We start from the raw sequence: 19640 nt of genomic DNA, 5'->3' as shown, positions 1-19640 counted from the left end.
GTTACTTCGCCCCCATCTTTGCGGCAGCCGCATGGATCGCGGCGCGAATGCGCGGATAGGTGCCGCACCGGCATAGATTGCCGGACATCACCACATCGATGTCCTCGTCCGTTGGCCTGGGGATCAGTTCAAGTAGCGAAATGGCCTGCATGATCTGGCCGGTCTGGCAATAGCCGCACTGCGGGACCTGATGTTCGATCCAGGCCTGCAGAACCGGGTGTGCGTCTCTATTGGCCAACCCTTCGATCGTGGTGACCGACTTGCCGGCGACGTCGCCGATGCGCGACTGACAGGAACGGACGGCCGCTCCGTTTATCTGGACGGTACAGGCGCCACATTGCGCTACGCCGCATCCGTATTTGGGACTTGTGACACCGAGTTCGTCGCGCAACACCCAAAGCAACGGCATCTCCGGAACGACGTCAACCTGGTGCTTGGTTCCATTGACCGTGAGCTCGATCATGTCGATATGTCCCTTTGTGGATCTTGTTGTCCTCACTTCCGGGCAGCTTCACGCTGGATAACGTAACTTAGGTTTCTTTGGCTGCCAAGTGTTGCGCGGACGTGACGATAGCGCGCACGTGCTGGCTTGTGTGGCGTCGTGTCGGCTTCTTGCACACGAAGCGGACATGCAACGGCGAGCGATTTTGCCTTTTTGCTAGGCAGTTCGAACATCGTCGTAGCAATCCAGCAGGTCAACCTATTCTATTGAGAGTGCCCCGGATGCTCGTGAACATCTCGCCGATGTTCTTCCGCATCGAATCGAGCTTCTGAAAATCTTCGAAGATCCTGGAAATTCTCGCGTCGAGCTCGATCTTGTTGGTGGCGATCGCATCCACGCGCGAGGCAAGCCCTTCATCGCCCTTCAGTTCGATCTCGCCAAGCGTCTTGCTCAGGATCGCGTGACCGATATTCACTTCAGCGATCAACGCCTCGATGCCGTAGACCGGTCCTTGCAGCGGCGCCAGTCCGGCCTGCGACGTGGCCAGTTCCTCCTTGAACTGGCCCAGCGTCGCCGAAAAATCCTGCAAGCTCCGGAGACGCAATCGGCAGTCGACGATGAATTCGTTCAGCGCGTTCTGGCGGTCGAGCAGGCTGGCGCCGCTGGAATCCGTCTCAATCGCCGCAAGTGAGCGCTCCAGATGCGTCCGACGTTCCCTGAGCTCTTCCAGGTCAAGGCGAATAGCGTCCAGAATATGGAGGCAATCATCAACCTGCGCGACCCGCTGCTCGATCTCGACCTTGTTCTTCGAGAGGCTCTCGACCCGCAGGCTGAGCTTTTCATCCCCGCTGGATTCGAGTTCATCCAGCATCCTGGTCAACTGGTCGCCGGATGAGCGCAGCTCGGTGATGAGGGCGTTGATCCCCGTTTCCGGCGTGCGCACGGGCACCAGCTCTGCGTGGGTCTTGGCCAGTTCTTCCTTGAAGCGGTTGAGCGTCGCCAGTGACTGCTGCAGCACACCGTGACGGTCGTGAATCGCTGATACGCTTTGGTCCAGTTCGTTGACGCGATCGCCGAGGTTTTTCTTGTTGTCGTCGGTCTCCAGCTCAGTGAGCCACCGCTCGAGCTGACGCAGCCGGTCCTTCAATTCGCTGAATACAGGCTCGGCAACGCGCCGCTTTTCCGATACGACGCCGACCGTCTCCCGAAGGGCCTGCTGGCGGCGCCGGATTTCTTCAAGCCGCTCATGGAGATCAACGGAATCGTACCGGCTCTGCTGTTCGGCTATCCGTTTTTCAGTGTCCGCGAGCGTCGTCTGAAGCGATACGATGGCTTCTTCGGGGTCACTCTTGGCGAGATGCTGGACCGACGAGTCGAATCCAGCTTGCGCATCATGCGCGGCCAGAACCCCTTGTCGCAGGCCCCTCAGGCGATCCCGCAATAACTTGTTCTGGCGTGCCAGGCCGTAGGCTTGCCAGACGGATGAGCCGATCAGCGACAAGGTGGTCAGCATGATGGCGCCGAGCGCGAACCGCTGGGGACCTGGCAACGCCGATAGCTGAACCGATATTTGGGCTGGATCGAGTCCCAATGTCGCGCCTGCAAAAAACGCGCAAGCGCTGAACAGCACTATCCAGGCGATGATCGGAAACCACATACCGCGATCTAATCAAACTGTGTCGTAATCGATTGAAGGGGTATTTTTTGGGGCGAACCGGGTTGGATGCCCGTTTCCGCTAATCTACGTCCCCCTTTTGGTCGGGAACCATAACGGCTTTTGAGGTCGGGCGGTAGTCTTACGGCGCCGGCACACGCGACTTGGCGCCGCAACCCGGGCGCGTCCATGGAGAGAAGGCCGGTAGGGTCGCGTGTCCGAACGGCGCCAGGCGCCAGACGTCATCCACTAGCGCTTCGCCATGCTTACGGCGCGGCCGGTCTCGCCGATTACCTTCACTTCATCCTTGCCGCAGGTGAAGCTGCGCGCGAGCTCGTCTGCGGCCTTGCGGGCGAGGTCGTTGGGATTTGGGTTGGCTTGTGCATCGATATAGGCGACGTGGCAGACGGCGCCGGGCGGCAGCCTGGTCACCGCCAGCATCGGCTTGGCGGTGGGGCGGCCTTCCTTGTCCGGATCGCTGTTGTCGGCGATGTGCCAGCGCTGGATGATCGCGAACGGCTTGCCGTCCATCGCCCGCCATTCGACGGTGTGGGTGGTCGAGTTGAACGGGCCGAACCAGCCTTGCGCGGCCGGCTCCTTGGCCGCCGCGGCGCGGTTGCGGCCGACCGAGACGGTTTCGCGTAAGTCGCCTTCGCTGATCAGCACCACCAGGCCCGCTGTGCCGGGGCAGACCCGCGTCGTGCTGCCGTCGAGTTCGCTGGGCTTGCCGATCATGCGGCAATCCTTCGGCGCCGTGGACGTATAGAGGCTGCTGAATGTCTGGGCATTTGCGGGTGAAAACAGGCCAGGCACGGCGCATGCCGCACCGGCCAATGCCGTCAAATGCAGATTGCAGAGGCGTTTCATCCCTTGGCGTCCCTTGCCGTCCCCTTGAGGTCCCCTGGGCCATCCCCGGCCTTTGGGGAACCATGACATTGTGACGTGTGCAATCTGGGGAAGGTTCAAGGAAGCCAAGCGAAATACCTGACATCGGCGCGGAATCGTCCTAGAAGAGCAGCTTCGCCGTTCCTTTCACTCACCAGCGTGTCAGTAATTCAATCGTCATGGCTACCGTATCTCCGAACAAACCCTTCCGCGTCGGCCGCTCCCGCACCGGGCTCGGCCTCTTCGCCACCAAGCCGATCAAAAAGGGCGCCAAGATCGTCCGCTATTTTGGCCCGCTACTGGATTCGAAGAAGAAAAAAGACGACGCGATCGAGAACAAATATCTGTTCGAGCTGACCAACCGCTGGACCATCGACGGTTCGGTGCGCGCGAACGTCGCCCGCTACATCAACCATGCCTGCAAGCCGAACGCGGAATCCGACGTCAAGCCGCGCAAGCGCAAGGTCATCATCCGCGCCATCAAGAACATCGAGCCCGGCGAGGAGATCAATTACGATTACGGCACCGACTATTTCAAAGCCTATCTGAAGCCGATCGGCTGCAAATGCGCGGCATGCGAAAAGAAGCGCAAGAAGAAGCGCGCCGAGGCGAGGGCGGAGAAGCTTCGCCTCAAGGCCAAGGCGGAGCGGAAGGCTTTGAAGGAAGCCGAGAAGCAAAAGGCGAAGGCCGCCCGGGCGCGCAAGGCCAAAGCAAAAGCCAGGGAAAAAGACAAGCTGAAGCTGGTCGCCAAGAATGGCACCAGGACCAATGGGACCAAGGCGAACGGCGCCAGGCTCAACGGCAAATCCTTGAACGGCAAATCCTTGAACGGCAAGGCCTTGAACGGCAAGTCGCTGAACGGACACGCCCGCAAGAGCCCAGCTGCAAAGTCCGGTATTGTCGCAAAGCCGCAGCAGGCCGGGGAAAGTCGCGCGTCGGCGTAAAGCTCTCCCGTCATTCCGGGGCGCGAAGCGAACCCGGAATCTCGAGATTCCGGGTCTGGTCCTTCGGACCATCCCGGAATGACCGCTACTAACCCGGCTTCCGCGCCGACTGCGGCAACGACGAATCCCCGAAATCTACCGCCGAGCGCTGAACGATCGCGCCCGACGCGTCGACCACGACGCGAAAGCGCCGATGCTCGGAGAAGAACGTCAGTCGATGCCGCCCCTGATCCGCATCGACGCCACGCTCGGAAAGGCTGGTGATCGTGCCCGCGCGCATGCCTTCCTTGAGCCGCGGCAGCGCGATGCCGAGACCTTCGGCGACGATCGACGCGTCGATCTGCACTTCGCCATCGGCAAACTCGATCGGCTTCATGCGGCACCTCGCGCCGGGCTCGCTTTGGATCGCGCGGGATAGGCGCATTCCGCCAGCGTCGTGCCGTCGAGTTCGCGCATGAAGGCCTCGCGCGCGGCGGCGAGTTTTCCCTTCAGCCGGCAGTGCGGCAGCAGCGAGCAACAACCGCCATCCTCGCGAAAACACTCGACCAGCGCTTCGCCTTCCAGCGCGCGCACGACTTCGCCGAGCGTAATCGATTGCGCCGGCCGCGCCAGGCTGAACCCGCCGCCGACGCCGCGTTGGGTCGAAATGAAGCCGCCATCGGCGAGATCCCGCACCACCTTGGCGAGGTGATTGCGCGAGATTCCGAACTCGGCCGCGATTTCGCTGGTGGCGAACGAGCGCGCCGGCTCGCCCGCCAGCCGCATCAGGGCGCGCAGGGCAAAATCGGTGAACGATGTCAGGCGCATGGGAGGCCCTCAGAAATGTGACTTGGCAGATCGTCTATAGCAATCTAAATAGGTATTCAAATACCTATTTGAGGAGACCTGTTGTGACAGGGGCAGAACGGCGTCAGGCGATCACCGCCGAGATCATGGAAAGAACCGGCATCACGGAAGCCATGATCGAACGGCTGGTGCGCGGCTTCTATGCAAAAGTCCGCAGCGATCCGATGCTGGCGCCGGTATTCGAGGCGCGCATTTCGGATTGGGAGCCGCATCTGCAACAGATGTGCGCGTTCTGGTCATCGGTGGCGCTGATGTCGGGCCGCTATCACGGCACGCCCATGGTCAAGCATATGCCGCTGCCGGTCGACGCCGGTCATTTCAACCGCTGGCTCGAACTGTTCGAGGCTGCGGCGAGCGAAATCTGTCCGCCGGTGGCATCTGATCATTTCGTCGAACGGGCGCGGCGGATCGCGGCAAGCCTTGAACTTGGCGTCGCCAGCGGGCAGGGCGTCATGCTGGCACCCGGCGAGAGATTTCGGCGTAGTGAAACAGGAGCCGTTCGATGACCAACCAGACGCGTGCGATACCTGCCAAGGACCAGGCCGATCCCTATGCCGGCAGCAGCCTTGTACCGATGCTCGTGATCGGGCTTGTGCTGACATTGGCCGGAATGTTCGCGGCGCTGGCTTTGAGCTGACGCACTCGCGTCATTCCGGGATGGTGCGTAGCACCAGACCTCAGGTGCGCAATTGCGCACCGGGGAATCTCGAGATTCTCAGATGTGCAATTGCACATCGTAGCTCGATGCTTTCGCATCGCCCCGGAATGACGAGGCAGCTAACGGGCCTTTTTCTTCGAGCTGTTCAGCGCCGCCGCGGCGCGGATCAGCGTCTTGAAGGCATCCGCATTGATTTCAACGCCCTCATGGATGTCGATAGCGCGCCTTGTGTTGCCTTCGAGGCTGGAGTTGAACAGCTTTGACGGGTCCTTGAGCGAAGCGCCCTTGGCGAAAGTCAGCTTCAGGGCGCTCTTGTAGGTCTCGCCGGTGCAGATGATACCGTCGTGCGACCAGACCGGAACGCCGCGCCACTTCAACTCCTCGACCACGTCAGGCACGGCCTGTTTGATCAGCGCGCGGACACCGGCGAGCGTCTTGCCCCTCCAGTCGCCCAGTTCCTTGATCTTGATGTCGATCAGCCGGGAAGGGGACTCGCCTTCATTTCCTTCCTTCGATGGGCTCTTGCTGATCTTCCTGGTTGATGTCGCTTTCTTCGCGGTCATTTTCCCTCGTTCCGTTTCGTTAGTCACCACGCGCGGGCCGCTCAATTGGCGTCCGCTCATGGGTTCGTCCCCCGCTCACATTCGCTCGCCGGGCAATTTGCTGGCCTGCTTCACCCAGGCCGTAAGCTGAGCTTCGTCGAGTTCGTCGTCCTCGTGGATGTCGAGATAGCGCACTTCCTTCTGCCTGGATGCGCCGGGAGGCACGGGGCGCAGCGACGTGCCGCGGAAGAACGCCACCTTGACGTATCTCGTAAAAACATGGATGCCGAGAAACCAGCCTTCTCCCTCGATACCGTACAGCGGCGAGTTCCATTTGACGGCCTTGTACACGCCGGGGAAGGTGCGCGTGATGAGCGCGTCGAGGCGGCGCCCGAGATCGCTTTTCCAGCCCGGCATGGCCGCGATGTAGGCTTGCACCGGCGCGTCGCCGTAGGCTTTGGCGATCTGCGGATTGCCCCCCGACAGCAGCTTCGGCTTCGCGGGGCTCCCTTTGGCGGCGGTTTTCTTTGCGACCTTCTTCACCGGCTTCCGCGACGTCTTGCTCGCCTTCATGTCCGCTCCTTGCGTCAACCGCTATGCCACCTGGTGGCATAGGGTTGCGCGAACAAGTACAAGCCGCTGAACAGCAGCAGGAAGAGCGGCGGCAGCGCCAGGAAGCCGATCCAGTCGGCATGCGTCCCCATTGCCACGGCGATGAAGTTGATGATGACGGTCACCGTAAAGGCAATGGACAGCCAGCGGTGGGTCTGTCGAATCCAGATGTTCCAGTTCAATGGAATCTCCTCTTTGTTACGTGCCTGAATGTTCACTCAGCCCTAGCCTGCGGGTTTCACTCCTCCCGCGCCAGGATCTGCTCCAGCTTTGCAAAGAACTCCTGCCAGCCCGCCTTGGCGCCGCCATAGGCCTGCGGCTGATCCGGCCGGAAGCCCGACTGCTCCATGCGCAGCAGGGTCCCGGTGCGCGTCGGAGTGAGCGTCCAGGCGACGACGCTCGACAGATTGTAGGCCGCTTGTTCGTGCTTGAAATTCCAGGTGTAGGTCAGCTTTTTATTCGGCTCGACGGCGAGAACCTCGCAGTCCAGCACGCCGCCCCACTCGCCGCGCAGATTGAAGTTGTGACCCACAACAGGCTTGAAGTCGTTCTTCATCAGCCACTCCTCGATCAAATGCGGTTGCGTCAGCGCGCGCCAGATCTTTTCCGGCGGATGAGGGATTTCGCGTTCGACAACGACGGAGCGCGTTTCGGTCGCAGTGTTCATTGGTCCATCCTTTTGAGTAGGTCCTCAAGATCGTCGAACCGGTTCTGCCAAAAGCCGGCCATCTGGCTGGTCCAGTCGATCAGCGGGGAGAGTGCGCCGAGCTGCGCGCTGTAATGGGTCTGTCGTCCTTCATGGCGGTCGCGCACCAGCCCGGCCTGCTTCAGGACGCCGAGATGCTTCGAGACCGCCGGCTGCGAGACGCCGGCGCGCGCCGTCAGGGCCCCGACCGTCTGCTCGCCGTCGCGGCACAGCCGCTCGAAGATCGCCCGCCGCGTTGGATCGGCGAGTGTTCGGAACAGCACGTCATGAACATCAGGCATGTGGGATCGATAACCCGTTGGCTATGGGTCAACGTATAACCATCGGGATATATGTTAGTCAAGCGGGAACAAGGAGCGGCCGAATGATTGCGTCAGGGGCAAAGTTCCGCGGCCAATGTAAGCCAAGCCGTTGAAGGCAGGTTGGCGTACCTCGGACAAGACGTGGGTCGGCCGAGAATTACCATACCCCGCTGGTTATACATCCGGGGGCGCGAAGGCGCCAGCGGCTCACGCGAATTCGCGCCCGATGACAAGAGCCTGTCATTGGGCGCGCTCTCAATTCACATCAAGCTCAGGCCGTCACCACGCCGCCGCTCTTGCGCAGTCCGATATATTGCAACTCGGCAAACACGCCGGTCGCAATGGCCTGCGCGACGACGAAGAGGATGCCGAGCAGGTTCGGGCTGACCGCGCCCGAGAACAGCAGGGCGATACTGCCCAGCGTCCACGCGGCGTTGCCCACGATCACCAGCAGCACCAGAGCCTTCAGCACCGATTGCCGCGTGCCGAGCCAGCCGACCAGCGCGGTGTAGGCGATGAGAAACAGTCCGCTCTCGCGCAGCAGGGCTTCCGGCAGATTCAGGAACGGCGCGAGCACGCCGGCGCCGAGCGTGAGGAGCACCGCCGCCACGCCGCTGAAGACGGCGTCGGCAAGCAGAGCGCGGCTCAGGAATGAAGACGGGTTGATCATAATTCTCTCCTTTGGTTTTACGGGGTGGGTGGTTGGGGGTTAGCGGAACCAGGACCGGAACTGACGCCAGCGCCGCATCGGGGACAGCGCCTCGCCGATCCGGTTCTCGATCGTCTGCACCTGCGCGACCACGAAGACGCCGGTGTCGTGCACCAGGGGTTCCGGCATGTTGAGGGAACGGGCCAGCGCCCAGACCGCCAGATTATGCAGGGCGCGAACGATGAGCAGAAACAGAGGAAGCATCAGCATGGGTCATCTCCTGTGGTTGACAAGATGACCCGGCCCGCGACCCAATTCGATTACGTCGGAGGTAATGGAAGCCACGAAATTCGCATGGTAGGTTTTCCACCATGAACGCACATGCTTCCACGGCGCGAGCCGAACGTATCAAGCCCGTCCATATCGGCGACCACCTGCGCGAATGGCGGCAGCGCCGCCATCTCAGCCAGCTTGATCTGGCCGGTGATGCCGAGATCTCGGCGCGTCATTTGAGTTTCGTCGAAACCGGCCGCGCCGCGCCGTCGCGCGAAATGGTGCTCAAGCTGGCCGAACGACTGGAGGTGCCCTTGCGCGAACGCAACGTGTTGCTGGTGGCGGCCGGCTATGCACCCGCCTTTCCGCAGCGCTCGCTGGACGATCCCGCGCTGAAAGCGGCGCGGACGGCGATCGACCTCGTCCTGAAGGCGCACGAGCCCAATCCGGCGCTGGCCTATGACCGGCACTGGAATCTCGTCACCGCGAACCGCATGGTGGCGCCGCTGCTCGAGGGCATTCCGGCGCGGCTCTTAGGCCAGCCTTTCAATATCCTGCGGCTGGCCTTCCATCCCGAAGGGCTGGCGCCGCGCACCGTCAACCTCGCCGAATGGAGCAGTCACCTCTTGGAACGGCTGCACCGCCAATGCGAGGCGACCGCCGATCCTGAACTGCTAAAGCTCTATGCCGAGCTGAAGGCCTTTCCGATGCCGGCGCGCTCCGGCCCGCTGTCGCCGGACAATGTCGCGATTCCCTTCAAGTTTCGGCTCAATGGCGAGGTGCTGAGCTTCATCTCGACCACGATGATTTTCGGCACGCCGGTCGACGTCACGCTCTCGGAACTGGCGCTGGAGACGTTTTTCCCCGCCGACGATCTGACCGCACGGCGGATGCGGGAGATCGCGGCGGCGCTCACGTAGGATGGGTGGAGCGAAGCGATGCCCATCAGCAGGTGCAGCCTAAGCCACCAAAGTTGACGGGTATCGCTGCGCTCCACCCATCCTACAAAGTTGCGATTTACAGCGCCGTCCGTCCTTCGCATAATCGCCGGATGGACTCCCGCCAACATGCACCGCTGCCTGCCAATCCTGTCGGCGATCTCCTGCGCGGCTGGCGCAACCGCCGCGCCATGAGTCAGGCCGATCTGGCGTTCGAGGCCGGCATCTCGATCAAGCATTTGAGCTACGTCGAAACCGGCAAGGCGGTGGCGAGCCGCGAGATCCTGCTGCAACTGGCCTCCGCGCTCGGCCTGTCGCTGCGCGACCGCAATGCACTGCTGGAGTCCGGCGGCTTTGCGCGGCAATATGGCGAGCGCGATTTGTCCGCGCCCGAAGTCGCCGACGCCAAACGCGCCATCGACCTGCTGCTGCGCCGGCACGAACCGTTTCCCGCCATCGTCACCGACCGGCGCTGGAACGTGCTGCAGGCCAACGGCGCGGCGACGCGGCTGATGACGATGCTGCTCGGGCCGGAGCGCATGACGCGGCCCCTCAATCACATGCGGATGTTTCTGAGCCCCGACGAGTTGCGGCCCTATGTCGAAAACTGGCCGAAGGTTGCGTCCGCGCTGCTGGTCCGCGCCCGCCACGAGGCGATGGCCGCGCCGCTCGATCTGGCGCTGCAATCGACCTGGCGCGAACTATTGAAATTACCCGAGCTGCCGATCGCGCAGTTCGACGAGCACGAAACTCCCGGCCCGCTATGCGAGGTGCGCTTGCGCAAGGGCGATGTCTCGGTCGGCCTGATCGGCGCGGTGTTGACATTGGGCACACCGCAGGACGTCACGCTGCAGGAACTGCGCGTGGAAATGTTCATGCCGGTGGATGAAGCGTCCGAGGCCATTCTCGTCGCACTGGCGGCGTAACCGCCGACCGCTCAGTTCGCCTTCTCGATCAGGCTTTCCAGCAGGCGCTTCAGATCCGCCGTGGCCTTGTTGCCGTAATTCTCGGCGATGAAGGCTTCCTGGCTCAGCGCCAGCGAGTTCAGGCGCTGGGTCAGCGCCTTGCCGCGGTCGGAGGAAAACATCAGAACCTTGCGCCGGTCGTCGGCATCCTGGACCCGGTAGACGAGGGCATCCGACACCATCCGGTCGACCATCTTGGTCAGCGTCGGATGATTGAGCAGCACCGCTTCGGCAAGCTCACCCATCGAGTGGCCCTTGCCGTCGGACAACACCTTCAGGATGCGCCATTGCTCGACCGGCACGCCTTCCTTGCGGAAGCGCGCGTCGAGCTGGCGATTGATCTCCCGGTTGGCCTGCGCGAGCAGGTAGGCGAGATGCTCGGTGATGGGTTTACTGGGCGTTTTGGCCAAGGCTTTGAACTGCGTAATGGAGTTTTGGATGAATATTTAGCGCTCTTGCTTGAACTCTATGCACGGGAATCGTTGAATATTCAATATTTTCCACTAGGATTTTTGTTGCCGATCACCTTGCCGATGGTAGTCTGATGGCGCCGGACTAAAAGAAGCTGAAAGGAGAGCGAATTGCTCTCGCTGTCGCAATTACAAAAGTTCGGCGGGCCGCCGATGCCGCCGGAACTGCTGCTCAAGGGGTTTCCGGGGATGGGGACGGGCACCTCGGAGCCGGCGCTTGGCCCGTTCCGGGCGCCGCGCGACCGCAAGAAATTTCGGATTGCCAATTTTGTCGGACTGTCCGGCCCATCGGGCATCTGGGGCCCGGCCTCCATCAACAGTACGCTGCTGGGCATTTCCGAGATCAACCGCCGGGGTGGCATTCTGGGCCGCGAGATTGAAGTCGCGTTCCATGACACCGGCGGCGATATCGACGACGTGACGCGCACCGCTTCCGACATTGTCGCGGCCGAAGACGCCGATCTCATCATGGGCTCGCATATCAGCGCGGTCAGGGTGGCGCTGCGCAAGGTGGTCGCCGGACAGATTCCCTACCTCTACACGCCGGTCTATGAGGGCGGCGAGCGAACGCCCGGCGTGATGGCCATCGGCGAAACGCCGGGGGCGCAATGGCGCCCGGCCATCGAGTGGCTCGCCAACACCAAACAGGCGGCGAACTGGTACCTGATCGGCAGCGACTATGTCTGGCCATGGCTGTCCCACAAGGCGATCAAGAAATACATCGCGGACGCCGGCGGGCGTGTCGTCGGTGAAGAATTCGTGCCGATCGGCGAGCACAATCACGGCAACCAGCTCGCGCGGATCCGGGCCGCGAAGCCCGATGTCGTTCTGATCACGTTGATCGGCGCCGACAGCGTCGTGTTCAACCGTACCTTTGGCGAGCAGGGGCTCGGCACCCGAATGCTCCGTCTGGCCGGTGCGATGGACGAGACGGTGCTGCTCGGGATCGGCGCCGACAACACCGAAAACCTGTTCTGCGCATCCGGCTATTTCATCGACAAGGCCTCGCGCGAGAACGACGCTTTCCGCTGCCAATACGAAACCTCGTTCGGCCGCCACGCGCCGCCGATCGGCTCGATCGCGCAGTCGAACTACGAAGGGTTGCGGTTTCTGGAGACGGTCGCCGCGCGCGCGGGATCGCTGGCGCGGAAGCCGCTGCTCTCGGCGGCTGCGAATGTGGACTATCAGGGCGCGCGAGGCACCATCGGCATTCGCCGCGGCAGCGCCAGGATGCCGATCTATCTTGCAGCCGCCAACGGGTTGGACTTCAGGCTGATCAAACAGTTCTGACTCGAACGCGTAACGCTTCGCAAAAGGAGGTGTTGCAAAATAATACTTGAAAAGGAAAACATTTCCGTTTCTAGTGATGGGTGTGGGGTTGGGGCCCTTCGCAATTTCCTTCGCGAGCCGTCAGAGAAACAGGAGAATCCATCGTGACAGTAGCGCTTCCTACTCCCGATCAACTGCGCGCAGTTGCCGACCAATGCGGTCTGGCCTTGACCGATGAGGACGTCGCTTCCTTTCGCGGATTGATGCAGGGCTCGGTCGATGCCTACAACGCCGTGGGCGCAATGGCCGACGAAGTCCCGATCGTGAAGTACCCGCGGACCCCTGGCTATCGCCCGTCGCCGGAAGAAAACACGCGCAACGCCTGGTACCGCAAATCGACCGTCAAGGGCGCCGCCAGCGGCAAGCTGAAGGGCAAGGTCGTGGCGCTGAAGGACAACATCATGCTGGCCGGCGTGCCCATGATGAACGGCTCCGCGACGCTCGAAGGCTATGTGCCGGATTTCGACGCTACCATCGTCACGCGCATGCTCGATGCCGGCGCGGAGATTGCCGGCAAGGTGCACTGCGAATCGTTCTGCATCTCCGGCGGCAGCCATACCAATTCGACCGGTCCGGTGCATAACCCGCACAAGATGGGCTATTCCGCCGGCGGATCGTCGTCCGGCAGCGCGGTCGTGGTCGCGCTCGGCGAAGTCGATATGGCGATCGGCGGCGACCAGGGCGGATCGATCCGGATGCCGTCGTCCTTCAGCGGCACCTACGGCATGAAGCCGACCTGGGGCCTCGTGCCCTATACCGGTATCATGCCGATCGAGATTTTCGTCGATCACACCGGGCCGATGACCGCCAATGTCGCCGACAACGCGCTGTTGCTCGAAGTGATCGCCGGCGACGACGGCTACGACCCGCGGATCAAGTCGCCCAAGGTGGAGGATTACACCAAGGCGCTGGGCGCCGGTATCAAGGGCATGAAGATCGCCATCGTCAAGGAAGGTTTTGAGCAGGCCGGCGCCGAAGCCGACGTCAACAGGAGCGTGATGGAAGCGGCGAAGCGGCTGGCGAGCCTCGGCGCGACAGTCGAACAGGTTTCAATCCCGATGCACATGGTGGCACCGGCGGTCTGGACGCCGATCGGCGCCGAAGGCATCGCCCAGACCATGATGTTCGGCGACGGCTATGGTCTCAGCCGCTCGGATCTGTACTCGACGTCGCTGATGGATTTTCATCGCGGCTGGCGCGGGCAGGCGGACTCGCTCTCGGAAACCACAAAACTGTTTCTGATGCTTGGCGTCTACATCAACAATAATTTCGGGCCGCGCTACTACGGCAAATCCGTCAACATCTCGCGGCGTATCACCGCGGCCTATGACAAGGTGCTGGCGAATTACGATCTCCTGCTGATGCCGACCACGCCGATGAAGGCGACGCCGTTGCCTGCACCCGGCGCCTCCCGGGAGGAGGTGTGCCAGCGCGCCTTCGAGATGATCACCAACACCGCGCCGTTCGACATCACGCACCACCCGGCGATGTCGATACCTTGCGGCATGGTCGATGGCCTTCCGGTCGGGCTGATGCTGGTCGGCCGGCATTTCGAGGAATCGACCATCTATCGCGCGGCGCACGCCTTCGAGCAGGCGGCAGACTGGAAGAAAATGTAAGCAGCCGAACCCGCAAACGCTGCTGGATGCCATATGGATAATCTGTTCGTCGCACTGTTCGAGATCCTGAGTTTTGGCGCGATCGTCGTTCTGGTCGTGCTGGGGCTCGGGATCATCGCCAGCATGATGGGCATCTTCAACTTCGCGCAGGGCGAGTTCGTCCTGCTCGGCGCCTACGTCACCTACATCGTGCACAGTTCGGGGTTACCGGTCTGGATCGGCATGGCCGCCGCTCCCTTCGTCGTCGGCGCACTTGGATTTGTGCTGGAGCGGAGCATCGTCCGACGATTTTACGCCGCACCGATCGTGGCGATGCTGGGCACCTACGCGCTCGGACTCATTATCCGCGAAATCGTCCGCGGCCTGATCGGCGGGCTTTATCTGTCGGTCCCGGAGCCGCTCGGCGGTTCGGTCAATATCGGGACCATGCACTTTTCGAGTTGGCGGCTGGTCATCATCCTGATCACGGCGCTGGTGATGATCGGCAGCTATCTGCTGCTGGCGCGCACCGCCTTCGGGTTACGCATCCGGGCCTCGCTGGAAAACCCTGCGCTGGCCCGCGCCTCCGGCATTTCGACCAATGCGATCTATGGCGCCACCTTTGCGTTCGGCGCCGCGCTCGCAGGTCTTGCGGGCGCGCTGATTGTGCCGGTGTTCTCGCTGTTTGCCGATCTCGGCTTGCGCTTCCTGATCCAGGGGTTCGTCGCCGTCATGGTCGGCGGAGTCGGCTCGTTCGCGGGACCCGTCGCGGGCGCCGGCGTGATCGGCACGCTGGCCGCGGCACTGCCCTGGATCATTCCGCCCGTGATCGCCGACGTCCTCGTGTTCGTTCTCGCCATCATCTTCATCAAGTTTCGGCCGCAAGGCCTGATTTCAGGAAAAGGGGTCTAGTCCATGTCCAGCGATCGCAGCCATCTCAACCGCCGGCGGTTTCTTTCCAACTTCGCCTTTGCCAGCACCGCCATCGCCACCGGCGTCGGCAGTTGGGTCGTTCGTCCCGATTGGGCGAACGCGGCGGGGCCCCCGATCAAGGTCGGCATCGCGACCGACTTGACCGGTCCGATCGGTTACGCCGGCAACGCGGATGCGAACGTCGCAAAAATGGTGATCAAGGAAATCAACGATGCCGGCGGCTTGCTGGGCCGGCCGCTGGAATTGTTCATCGAGGACACGGCCTCGAATGAATCGGTCGCGGTCGGCAACGTCCGCAAACTGATCCAGCGCGACAAGGTCGATCTGGTGCTGGGCGGCATCACCAGCTCGATGCGCAACGCCATCAAGGACGTCATCGTCGCCCGCGGCAAGACGCTCTACATCTACCCGCAGCTCTACGAGGGCAAGGAATGCACGCCCTATCTGTTCTGCACCGGCCCGACGCCGGCCCAGCAGTGCGACGAATTCATTCCCTGGCTGATCAAGAACGGCGGCAAGCGGTTCGCGCTGCCGAGCGCCAACTATGTCTGGCCGCACACGTTGAACGTCTATGCCCGCAAGGTGATCGAGGCCAATGGCGGCGAGGTGGTCTTCGAAGAATATTATCCGCTCGACCAGATCGACTTCAGCGCCACGGTGAACCGGGTCATCTCTAACAAAGTCGACGTGGTGTTCAACACCGTGATTCCGCCGGGGGTCGGGCCGTTCTTCAAGCAGCTGTACGAGGCAGGATTCCTCAAGAACGGCGGCCGGCTGAGTTGCGTCTACTACGATGAGAACACGCTCAACATCAACCAGGCGGCCGAGATCGAGGGCCTTGCGAGCTGCCTCGACTATTTCAAGGCGCTCACGCCGGAAGATCCGTTCAGCGCCAAGCTTCATGCGACCTACGAAAAGCAGTTCCCCGGCACCTTCCTGTTCGCCGCGGGCAGTGCCGCGACCGGAACCTATCGTGGCCTCAAATTGTGGGAGGCGGCGGTCAAGGAAGCCGGCAAGATCGATCGCGACGGGGTCGCGGCGGCACTGGACCATGCCAAGATCGCCGAAGGTCCCGGCGGACCCGCCGAAATGGTTCCCGGCAAGCGGCATTGCAAGATGAAGATGTACACGGCGGTTGCCAAGGGCGGCAATTATGAGATCGTCGCGCGCAGCGCCGGCCTCGTCGATCCCAAGGAATGCTGAAAGGGAATGCTAAAAGGGAATGCTGATGCAATGCCAAAGGTAACACCGAGCATCGCGCGGCGGCAGCAAGCCGCCGCCAAGTCAGGAGCAGGTTTGCTGGCCATTTGATGACAGAAACGACACCGACGACGTCGCTGCCGCTTCCCGTTCGGGTCGGCCACCAGCGCCGATGGCAAGTGCTGCCGATCATTGAAATCGTGGTGCTGGCGATCGCCGTGCTGCTGCCATTCGTCCTCAAGGACTACCTGACGATCTATGCCACGCGGGTCCTGATCTTGTGCCTGTTTGCGCTCTCGTTCGATCTGGTGTGGGGATATGCCGGCATCATGAGCTTCGGGCAGGCCGTGTTCTTCGGCACCGCCGGTTACGGCGTGGCGCTGATCGCGCGCGATCTCGGCGTCACCTCCATCCTGCTGGTGCTGCCGGCCGGCCTTTTGATTGGTTTTGCCTTTGCGCTGCTGCTCGGCGGGTTTCTGCTGCTCGGACGTCATCCATCCAGCGTGATTTTTGTTTCGCTGGGCACGCTGACCGGCTCCTACGCGGCCGACCGCGTGGCGCGGGGCTGGTATTATCTCGGCGGCCAGAACGGCATTCCCTCGATCCCGCCGATGAGCCTCGGCAGCTACGACATCACGGAGGGGCCGGTCTATTATTACATGACGCTCGGTATTCTCCTGGCGGTCTATTTGCTGTGCCGTTTTCTGGTGCGATCGCAATTCGGTCTGGCGCTCGCCGGTCTGCGCGAGAACGAGCAGCGGATCGCCTTCTTCGGCTATCAGGTGCAGCGCCTCAAGGCGATCATCTTTTCCTTTGCCGGCGCCGTCGCGGGCCTCGCGGGCAGTCTTTATGCGTTTCACGAAGGTTTCGTCTGGCCCAACATGCTCGGCGTGGTGATCTCGACGCAGGTGGTGCTCTACGTGCTTTTCGGCGGCTCCGGCACGCTGATCGGCGCCGTGATCGGCACGGTCGCGATCGAGGCGGTCAGTTTCTGGCTGTCGAACTCCTATCAGGACATCTGGCCGATCATCCTCGGCGTATTGCTGCTGCTGGTCATCCTGTTTCGCCCCGCCGGCCTGATCAGCCTGATCCTGAGCGAGCGTGAGCGTGTCGGCAATTTCGGCCGGCTGCCGGAGGAGGGCGATCGTGGCTCTTCTTGAAGCGCGCGGCCTGATCAAGATCTTTGGCAAGCTGACGGCGCTGAACGGCGCCGATCTCACCGTTGCCGAAAACGAATTCCACGGCCTGATCGGACCTAACGGTTCGGGCAAGAGCACGCTGATGAAATGCGTCGCCGGCGCGGAAATCCCGACCTCGGGCACCGTGACGTTCGGCGGCCGCGATATCTCGCAAGCGTCGCCGGCGGAGCGGGCGCGCGCCGGCATGAGTCTGAAGTTCCAGATCACCAGCGTGCTGCCGGCGTTGACGCTGTACGACAACATCCTGCTGGCGCTGCAAGCGCAGTGCTCGCTGCCCAGCCTGGTGTTTTCGCGCAGCCGCGGCGTGCTGCACGATCGCGCCATGGCCATGCTCGAGCAGTTCCGTCTGGTGGATCGCGCGGCGGAACCGGCGTCCGCGCTGTCGCATGGCCAGCAGCAATGGCTTGAGATCGCGATGGCGCTGGCGCCCGAGCCAAAACTTCTGCTGCTGGACGAACCGACCGGCGGCATGAGCCTCGAGGAGCGCCGGGTGACCGGTGAACTCCTGCAGCCGATCAAGAAAAAATGCTCCCTCGTCATCGTCGAGCACGACCTCGATTTTATCAGGGACATCTGCGACCGGCTGACCGTGCTCGATCAGGGCAGCGTGCTCGATTGCGGGTCGGTTGCGCATATCCAGTCGAGCGCCCGGGTTCAGGAGGTCTATCTCCGCCGTGCCTGATCAGGACAGATATCTCGACATCCAGAGCGTCAACGCCGGCTATGGCCGCAGCCAGGTGCTGTTCGGCGTCAGCATGGCCGTGCCGTGGCGCGGCGGCGTCGCCATTCTCGGCCGCAACGGTGCCGGCAAGACCACGCTGATGAAGGCGATCGTCGGCGAACTGCCGCTGCTCGGCGGCGCCGTCAGTCTCGATGGCCGCAGCGTCGGCGCGCTGCCGACCGAGCAGCGCATTCGCCTCGGCGTCGGCTACGTCCCGCAGGAGCACTCGGTGTTCGGCAGGCTTTCGGTGCGCGACAATCTTGCCGTCGGCGCATTGACCAACCGCGACAGCCAGGCCGTCAACCGCGTGCTGGAGATTTTCCCAAAACTCGGTCAGCGGATGGATCAGGTCGCCGGCACCTTGTCCGGCGGCGAACGCAAGATGCTCGCGATCGGCCGCGCGCTGTTGTCCAACCCCCGGGTGTTGTTGCTGGACGAGCCGACCGAAGGCGTCTGGATCGGCGTGATCGAGGAAATCACCGAGCGCCTGATCCTGCTCGCCAAGGATATCGCCATCGTGATCGTCGAGCAGCATCTCGATCTTGCGCTTCGCGTCGCGGACCGCGCCTTCGTGCTCGACCGCGGCAGGGTCGCGCTATCAGGATCGGCGCAGGAAGTCCGCGACGATCCGAGGCTGCTGCAGTATCTGGCGCCTTAGGGTGATGCCGGTCCAGGTTGATCCAGCATGCTCCGTCATCCTGAGGTGCGAGCCTCTTCGGCGAGCCTCGAAGGATGAATCGGCCACAGTCGGGCCGTCGTCCTTCGAGGCGCGCAAGAGCGCGCACCTCAGGATGACGGGAGACAGTGCGGTGGCGCCGCCCGATCTATTGCCATTATCAACTAACCCTCACGACGCCTGAGCCTGCTTCGCTTCCCGCCGCTCGAACGTCATCGCCTGCAGCACTTCGGCGAACGGACCTTTGCGGTCGCTGAGCGTTGCCATGGTGAGGCCCGCGCCATTGGCGCCGGCGCGGGTGCGCGAGCGGATCAGGATCCATTCACCCTCCGGCGGGCGGAAGAAATACAGGCTGATCTCGGGATTGATAAAAGTCCATTCGCGCATGTCGACGATCTGGCCGACCCCTGAGGCAAAGTCCGCGGCCTGCACCGCCTGCAGCAGCGGTGTGTTGGTCTCGCCTTCGACCATGGGGGCGTCGAGCCGCATCCACGCCGCCGCGGGTCCGGGCTTTTCGAGCGCGCCTTCGATGAGCCGCACGGAGACGTTCTGGAAATAGCGGCTCCATTTCTGTGCAAAGGCCGGCGGCGGCGTGCCTGCTTCCGGCGGCGCATCGTCGCTCAATGTTTTCGAGAAAGGATCGGGCGGCGACTCGCTGCCCTGCGCTGTCAAGAGCGCCGTACAGCGGCCGATCTCGGTGTCGCCGTCCACCAGCCGCACCTGGATGGTCTTGGCCTTGCGGCCGTCGCGCAGCATCTCGGTCTCCAGGCCGAAGGCACGCAAGCCTGCGGGCCGCCACAGGTCGAAGGTGAGGCGGCGCACGGCAAATCCGCTATTCTCGGCCAGCCGCTCGACCTCGCGCGTCATCAGCGCGGTGGTCGCGCTGCCCTGCAGCATATCGGGCGACCACGGCCCGCCGGCGTGCTCGGTGGCGCGAAAGAGGGGGCCTTCCGGCTTGAAAATGGCGGTCATATCGGGCTCCGCGGTTGAATCGTTGCCCGATTTCTACGAAGACCCGTCCGGCGCCACAATAACCGCGGAGGTTATGTAATGGCGGCATGCGGCCCGGGCCCTTGTCCCGGGCCTCAATCGGCTTAC

Annotated in this window: 26 protein-coding genes; 12 read left to right on the top strand and 14 right to left on the bottom strand. The window is 62.6% G+C overall.

Going from position 1 to position 19640, the window contains the following annotated elements; genetic code table 11:
* Position 1: 1 nt before the first annotated feature.
* The 3 genes from JQ629_RS17270 to JQ629_RS17260 form a co-directional block, all read right to left on the bottom strand.
* Positions 2-463, bottom strand: coding sequence for a (2Fe-2S)-binding protein (locus JQ629_RS17270; RefSeq protein ID WP_212413680.1), 462 nt, complete (start codon positions 461-463; stop codon positions 2-4).
* A 232-nt stretch (positions 464-695) separates the two neighbouring features.
* On the bottom strand, positions 696-2099 hold the full coding sequence (locus JQ629_RS17265; RefSeq protein WP_212413679.1) for a coiled-coil domain-containing protein: 1404 nt from the start codon (positions 2097-2099) through the stop codon (positions 696-698).
* Positions 2100-2345: 246 nt separating this feature from the next.
* The gene (locus JQ629_RS17260; protein ID WP_249135109.1) at positions 2346-2963 is read right to left on the bottom strand and encodes a hypothetical protein; all 618 of its coding nucleotides are present in this window, start codon (positions 2961-2963) and stop codon (positions 2346-2348) included.
* Positions 2964-3160: 197 nt separating this feature from the next.
* Here JQ629_RS17260 and JQ629_RS17255 point away from each other — a divergent pair, with 197 nt between their 5' ends.
* On the top strand, positions 3161-3925 hold the full coding sequence (locus JQ629_RS17255) for an SET domain-containing protein (RefSeq protein ID WP_212413678.1): 765 nt from the start codon (positions 3161-3163) through the stop codon (positions 3923-3925).
* An 88-nt stretch (positions 3926-4013) separates the two neighbouring features.
* Here JQ629_RS17255 and JQ629_RS17250 read toward each other — a convergent pair whose 3' ends face one another.
* Together JQ629_RS17250 and JQ629_RS17245 are read right to left on the bottom strand one after the other, a co-directional pair.
* Complete coding sequence (locus tag JQ629_RS17250; RefSeq protein ID WP_212413677.1) at positions 4014-4301, bottom strand: DUF6522 family protein; 288 nt, start codon at positions 4299-4301, stop codon at positions 4014-4016.
* Positions 4298-4732, bottom strand: a complete 435-nt coding sequence (locus tag JQ629_RS17245; protein WP_212413676.1) for an RrF2 family transcriptional regulator — start codon at positions 4730-4732, stop codon at positions 4298-4300. The genes JQ629_RS17250 and JQ629_RS17245 overlap by 4 nt, the downstream gene beginning before the upstream one ends.
* A gap of 83 nt (positions 4733-4815) precedes the next feature.
* Between JQ629_RS17245 and JQ629_RS17240 the strand changes: the two genes are divergently transcribed.
* Positions 4816-5277 carry a group III truncated hemoglobin gene (locus JQ629_RS17240; protein WP_349631275.1) on the top strand — a complete coding sequence of 154 codons (462 nt, stop codon included), beginning with the start codon at positions 4816-4818 and terminating at the stop codon, positions 5275-5277.
* On the top strand, positions 5274-5408 hold the full coding sequence (locus tag JQ629_RS37530) for a hypothetical protein (RefSeq protein ID WP_283815937.1): 135 nt from the start codon (positions 5274-5276) through the stop codon (positions 5406-5408). Before JQ629_RS17240 ends, JQ629_RS37530 begins: the two co-directional genes overlap by 4 nt.
* A gap of 140 nt (positions 5409-5548) precedes the next feature.
* Here the strand turns inward: JQ629_RS37530 and JQ629_RS17235 are convergent, their stop codons facing one another.
* The 7 genes from JQ629_RS17235 to JQ629_RS17205 form a co-directional block, all read right to left on the bottom strand.
* Positions 5549-5992: a DUF1801 domain-containing protein gene (locus JQ629_RS17235; RefSeq protein WP_212413674.1), complete on the bottom strand. Its 444-nt coding sequence runs from the start codon at positions 5990-5992 to the stop codon at positions 5549-5551.
* Between the two features lie 75 nt (positions 5993-6067).
* A complete protein-coding gene (locus JQ629_RS17230) occupies positions 6068-6544 on the bottom strand; it encodes a DUF1801 domain-containing protein (protein WP_212413673.1) in 477 nt (158 codons plus the stop codon).
* Between the two features lie 14 nt (positions 6545-6558).
* Positions 6559-6765: a hypothetical protein gene (locus tag JQ629_RS17225; RefSeq protein WP_212413672.1), complete on the bottom strand. Its 207-nt coding sequence runs from the start codon at positions 6763-6765 to the stop codon at positions 6559-6561.
* 56 nt (positions 6766-6821) lie between these two features.
* Positions 6822-7250 carry an SRPBCC family protein gene (locus JQ629_RS17220; RefSeq protein WP_212413671.1) on the bottom strand — a complete coding sequence of 143 codons (429 nt, stop codon included), beginning with the start codon at positions 7248-7250 and terminating at the stop codon, positions 6822-6824.
* On the bottom strand, positions 7247-7570 hold the full coding sequence (locus JQ629_RS17215) for an ArsR/SmtB family transcription factor (protein WP_212387182.1): 324 nt from the start codon (positions 7568-7570) through the stop codon (positions 7247-7249). Before JQ629_RS17215 ends, JQ629_RS17220 begins: the two co-directional genes overlap by 4 nt.
* A 292-nt stretch (positions 7571-7862) precedes the next feature.
* Positions 7863-8261 carry a hypothetical protein gene (locus JQ629_RS17210; RefSeq protein ID WP_212413670.1) on the bottom strand — a complete coding sequence of 133 codons (399 nt, stop codon included), beginning with the start codon at positions 8259-8261 and terminating at the stop codon, positions 7863-7865.
* A 39-nt stretch (positions 8262-8300) separates the two neighbouring features.
* The gene (locus JQ629_RS17205) at positions 8301-8510 is read right to left on the bottom strand and encodes a hypothetical protein (RefSeq protein WP_312012107.1); all 210 of its coding nucleotides are present in this window, start codon (positions 8508-8510) and stop codon (positions 8301-8303) included.
* 101 nt (positions 8511-8611) lie between these two features.
* Between JQ629_RS17205 and JQ629_RS17200 the strand changes: the two genes are divergently transcribed.
* Entirely contained in the window at positions 8612-9433 is an 822-nt protein-coding gene (locus tag JQ629_RS17200) for a helix-turn-helix domain-containing protein (protein WP_212413669.1), read from the top strand.
* Positions 9434-9564: 131 nt separating this feature from the next.
* A complete protein-coding gene (locus tag JQ629_RS17195; RefSeq protein ID WP_212413668.1) occupies positions 9565-10377 on the top strand; it encodes a helix-turn-helix domain-containing protein in 813 nt (270 codons plus the stop codon).
* Positions 10378-10388: 11 nt separating this feature from the next.
* Here the strand turns inward: JQ629_RS17195 and JQ629_RS17190 are convergent, their stop codons facing one another.
* Entirely contained in the window at positions 10389-10826 is a 438-nt protein-coding gene (locus JQ629_RS17190) for a MarR family winged helix-turn-helix transcriptional regulator (protein WP_212413667.1), read from the bottom strand.
* Between the two features lie 213 nt (positions 10827-11039).
* On the opposite strand from JQ629_RS17190, the gene JQ629_RS17185 reads away from it, so the two are divergent.
* From JQ629_RS17185 to JQ629_RS17155, 7 genes are all read left to right on the top strand, one after another.
* Positions 11040-12176, top strand: a complete 1137-nt coding sequence (locus JQ629_RS17185) for a substrate-binding domain-containing protein (RefSeq protein ID WP_212413721.1) — start codon at positions 11040-11042, stop codon at positions 12174-12176.
* Between the two features lie 143 nt (positions 12177-12319).
* Complete coding sequence (locus JQ629_RS17180; RefSeq protein WP_212413666.1) at positions 12320-13834, top strand: amidase; 1515 nt, start codon at positions 12320-12322, stop codon at positions 13832-13834.
* Positions 13835-13867: 33 nt separating this feature from the next.
* Entirely contained in the window at positions 13868-14725 is an 858-nt protein-coding gene (locus JQ629_RS17175) for a branched-chain amino acid ABC transporter permease (protein WP_211996394.1), read from the top strand.
* A 3-nt stretch (positions 14726-14728) separates the two neighbouring features.
* A complete protein-coding gene (locus JQ629_RS17170; protein WP_212413665.1) occupies positions 14729-15949 on the top strand; it encodes a substrate-binding protein in 1221 nt (406 codons plus the stop codon).
* Positions 15950-16056: 107 nt separating this feature from the next.
* Positions 16057-17106: a branched-chain amino acid ABC transporter permease gene (locus JQ629_RS17165; RefSeq protein ID WP_212387170.1), complete on the top strand. Its 1050-nt coding sequence runs from the start codon at positions 16057-16059 to the stop codon at positions 17104-17106.
* The gene (locus JQ629_RS17160; RefSeq protein WP_212387169.1) at positions 17093-17827 is read left to right on the top strand and encodes an ABC transporter ATP-binding protein; all 735 of its coding nucleotides are present in this window, start codon (positions 17093-17095) and stop codon (positions 17825-17827) included. The genes JQ629_RS17165 and JQ629_RS17160 overlap by 14 nt, the downstream gene beginning before the upstream one ends.
* Positions 17820-18524 (top strand): ABC transporter ATP-binding protein, encoded by a 705-nt coding sequence (locus tag JQ629_RS17155; RefSeq protein ID WP_212387165.1) that lies wholly within the window; start codon positions 17820-17822, stop codon positions 18522-18524. The genes JQ629_RS17160 and JQ629_RS17155 overlap by 8 nt, the downstream gene beginning before the upstream one ends.
* A gap of 189 nt (positions 18525-18713) precedes the next feature.
* On the opposite strand, the gene JQ629_RS17150 is transcribed toward JQ629_RS17155, so the two are convergent.
* Positions 18714-19514, bottom strand: a complete 801-nt coding sequence (locus tag JQ629_RS17150; RefSeq protein ID WP_212413664.1) for a thioesterase family protein — start codon at positions 19512-19514, stop codon at positions 18714-18716.
* Positions 19515-19640 lie beyond the last annotated feature (126 nt).

The organism is Bradyrhizobium sp. AUGA SZCCT0222, from assembly GCF_018130205.1.
In the GTDB taxonomy this organism is placed as follows: Bacteria; Pseudomonadota; Alphaproteobacteria; order Rhizobiales; family Xanthobacteraceae; genus Bradyrhizobium.
Note: the sequence above shows the minus strand (reverse complement) of the source record. Positions and strands in the feature narration are given on the sequence as shown.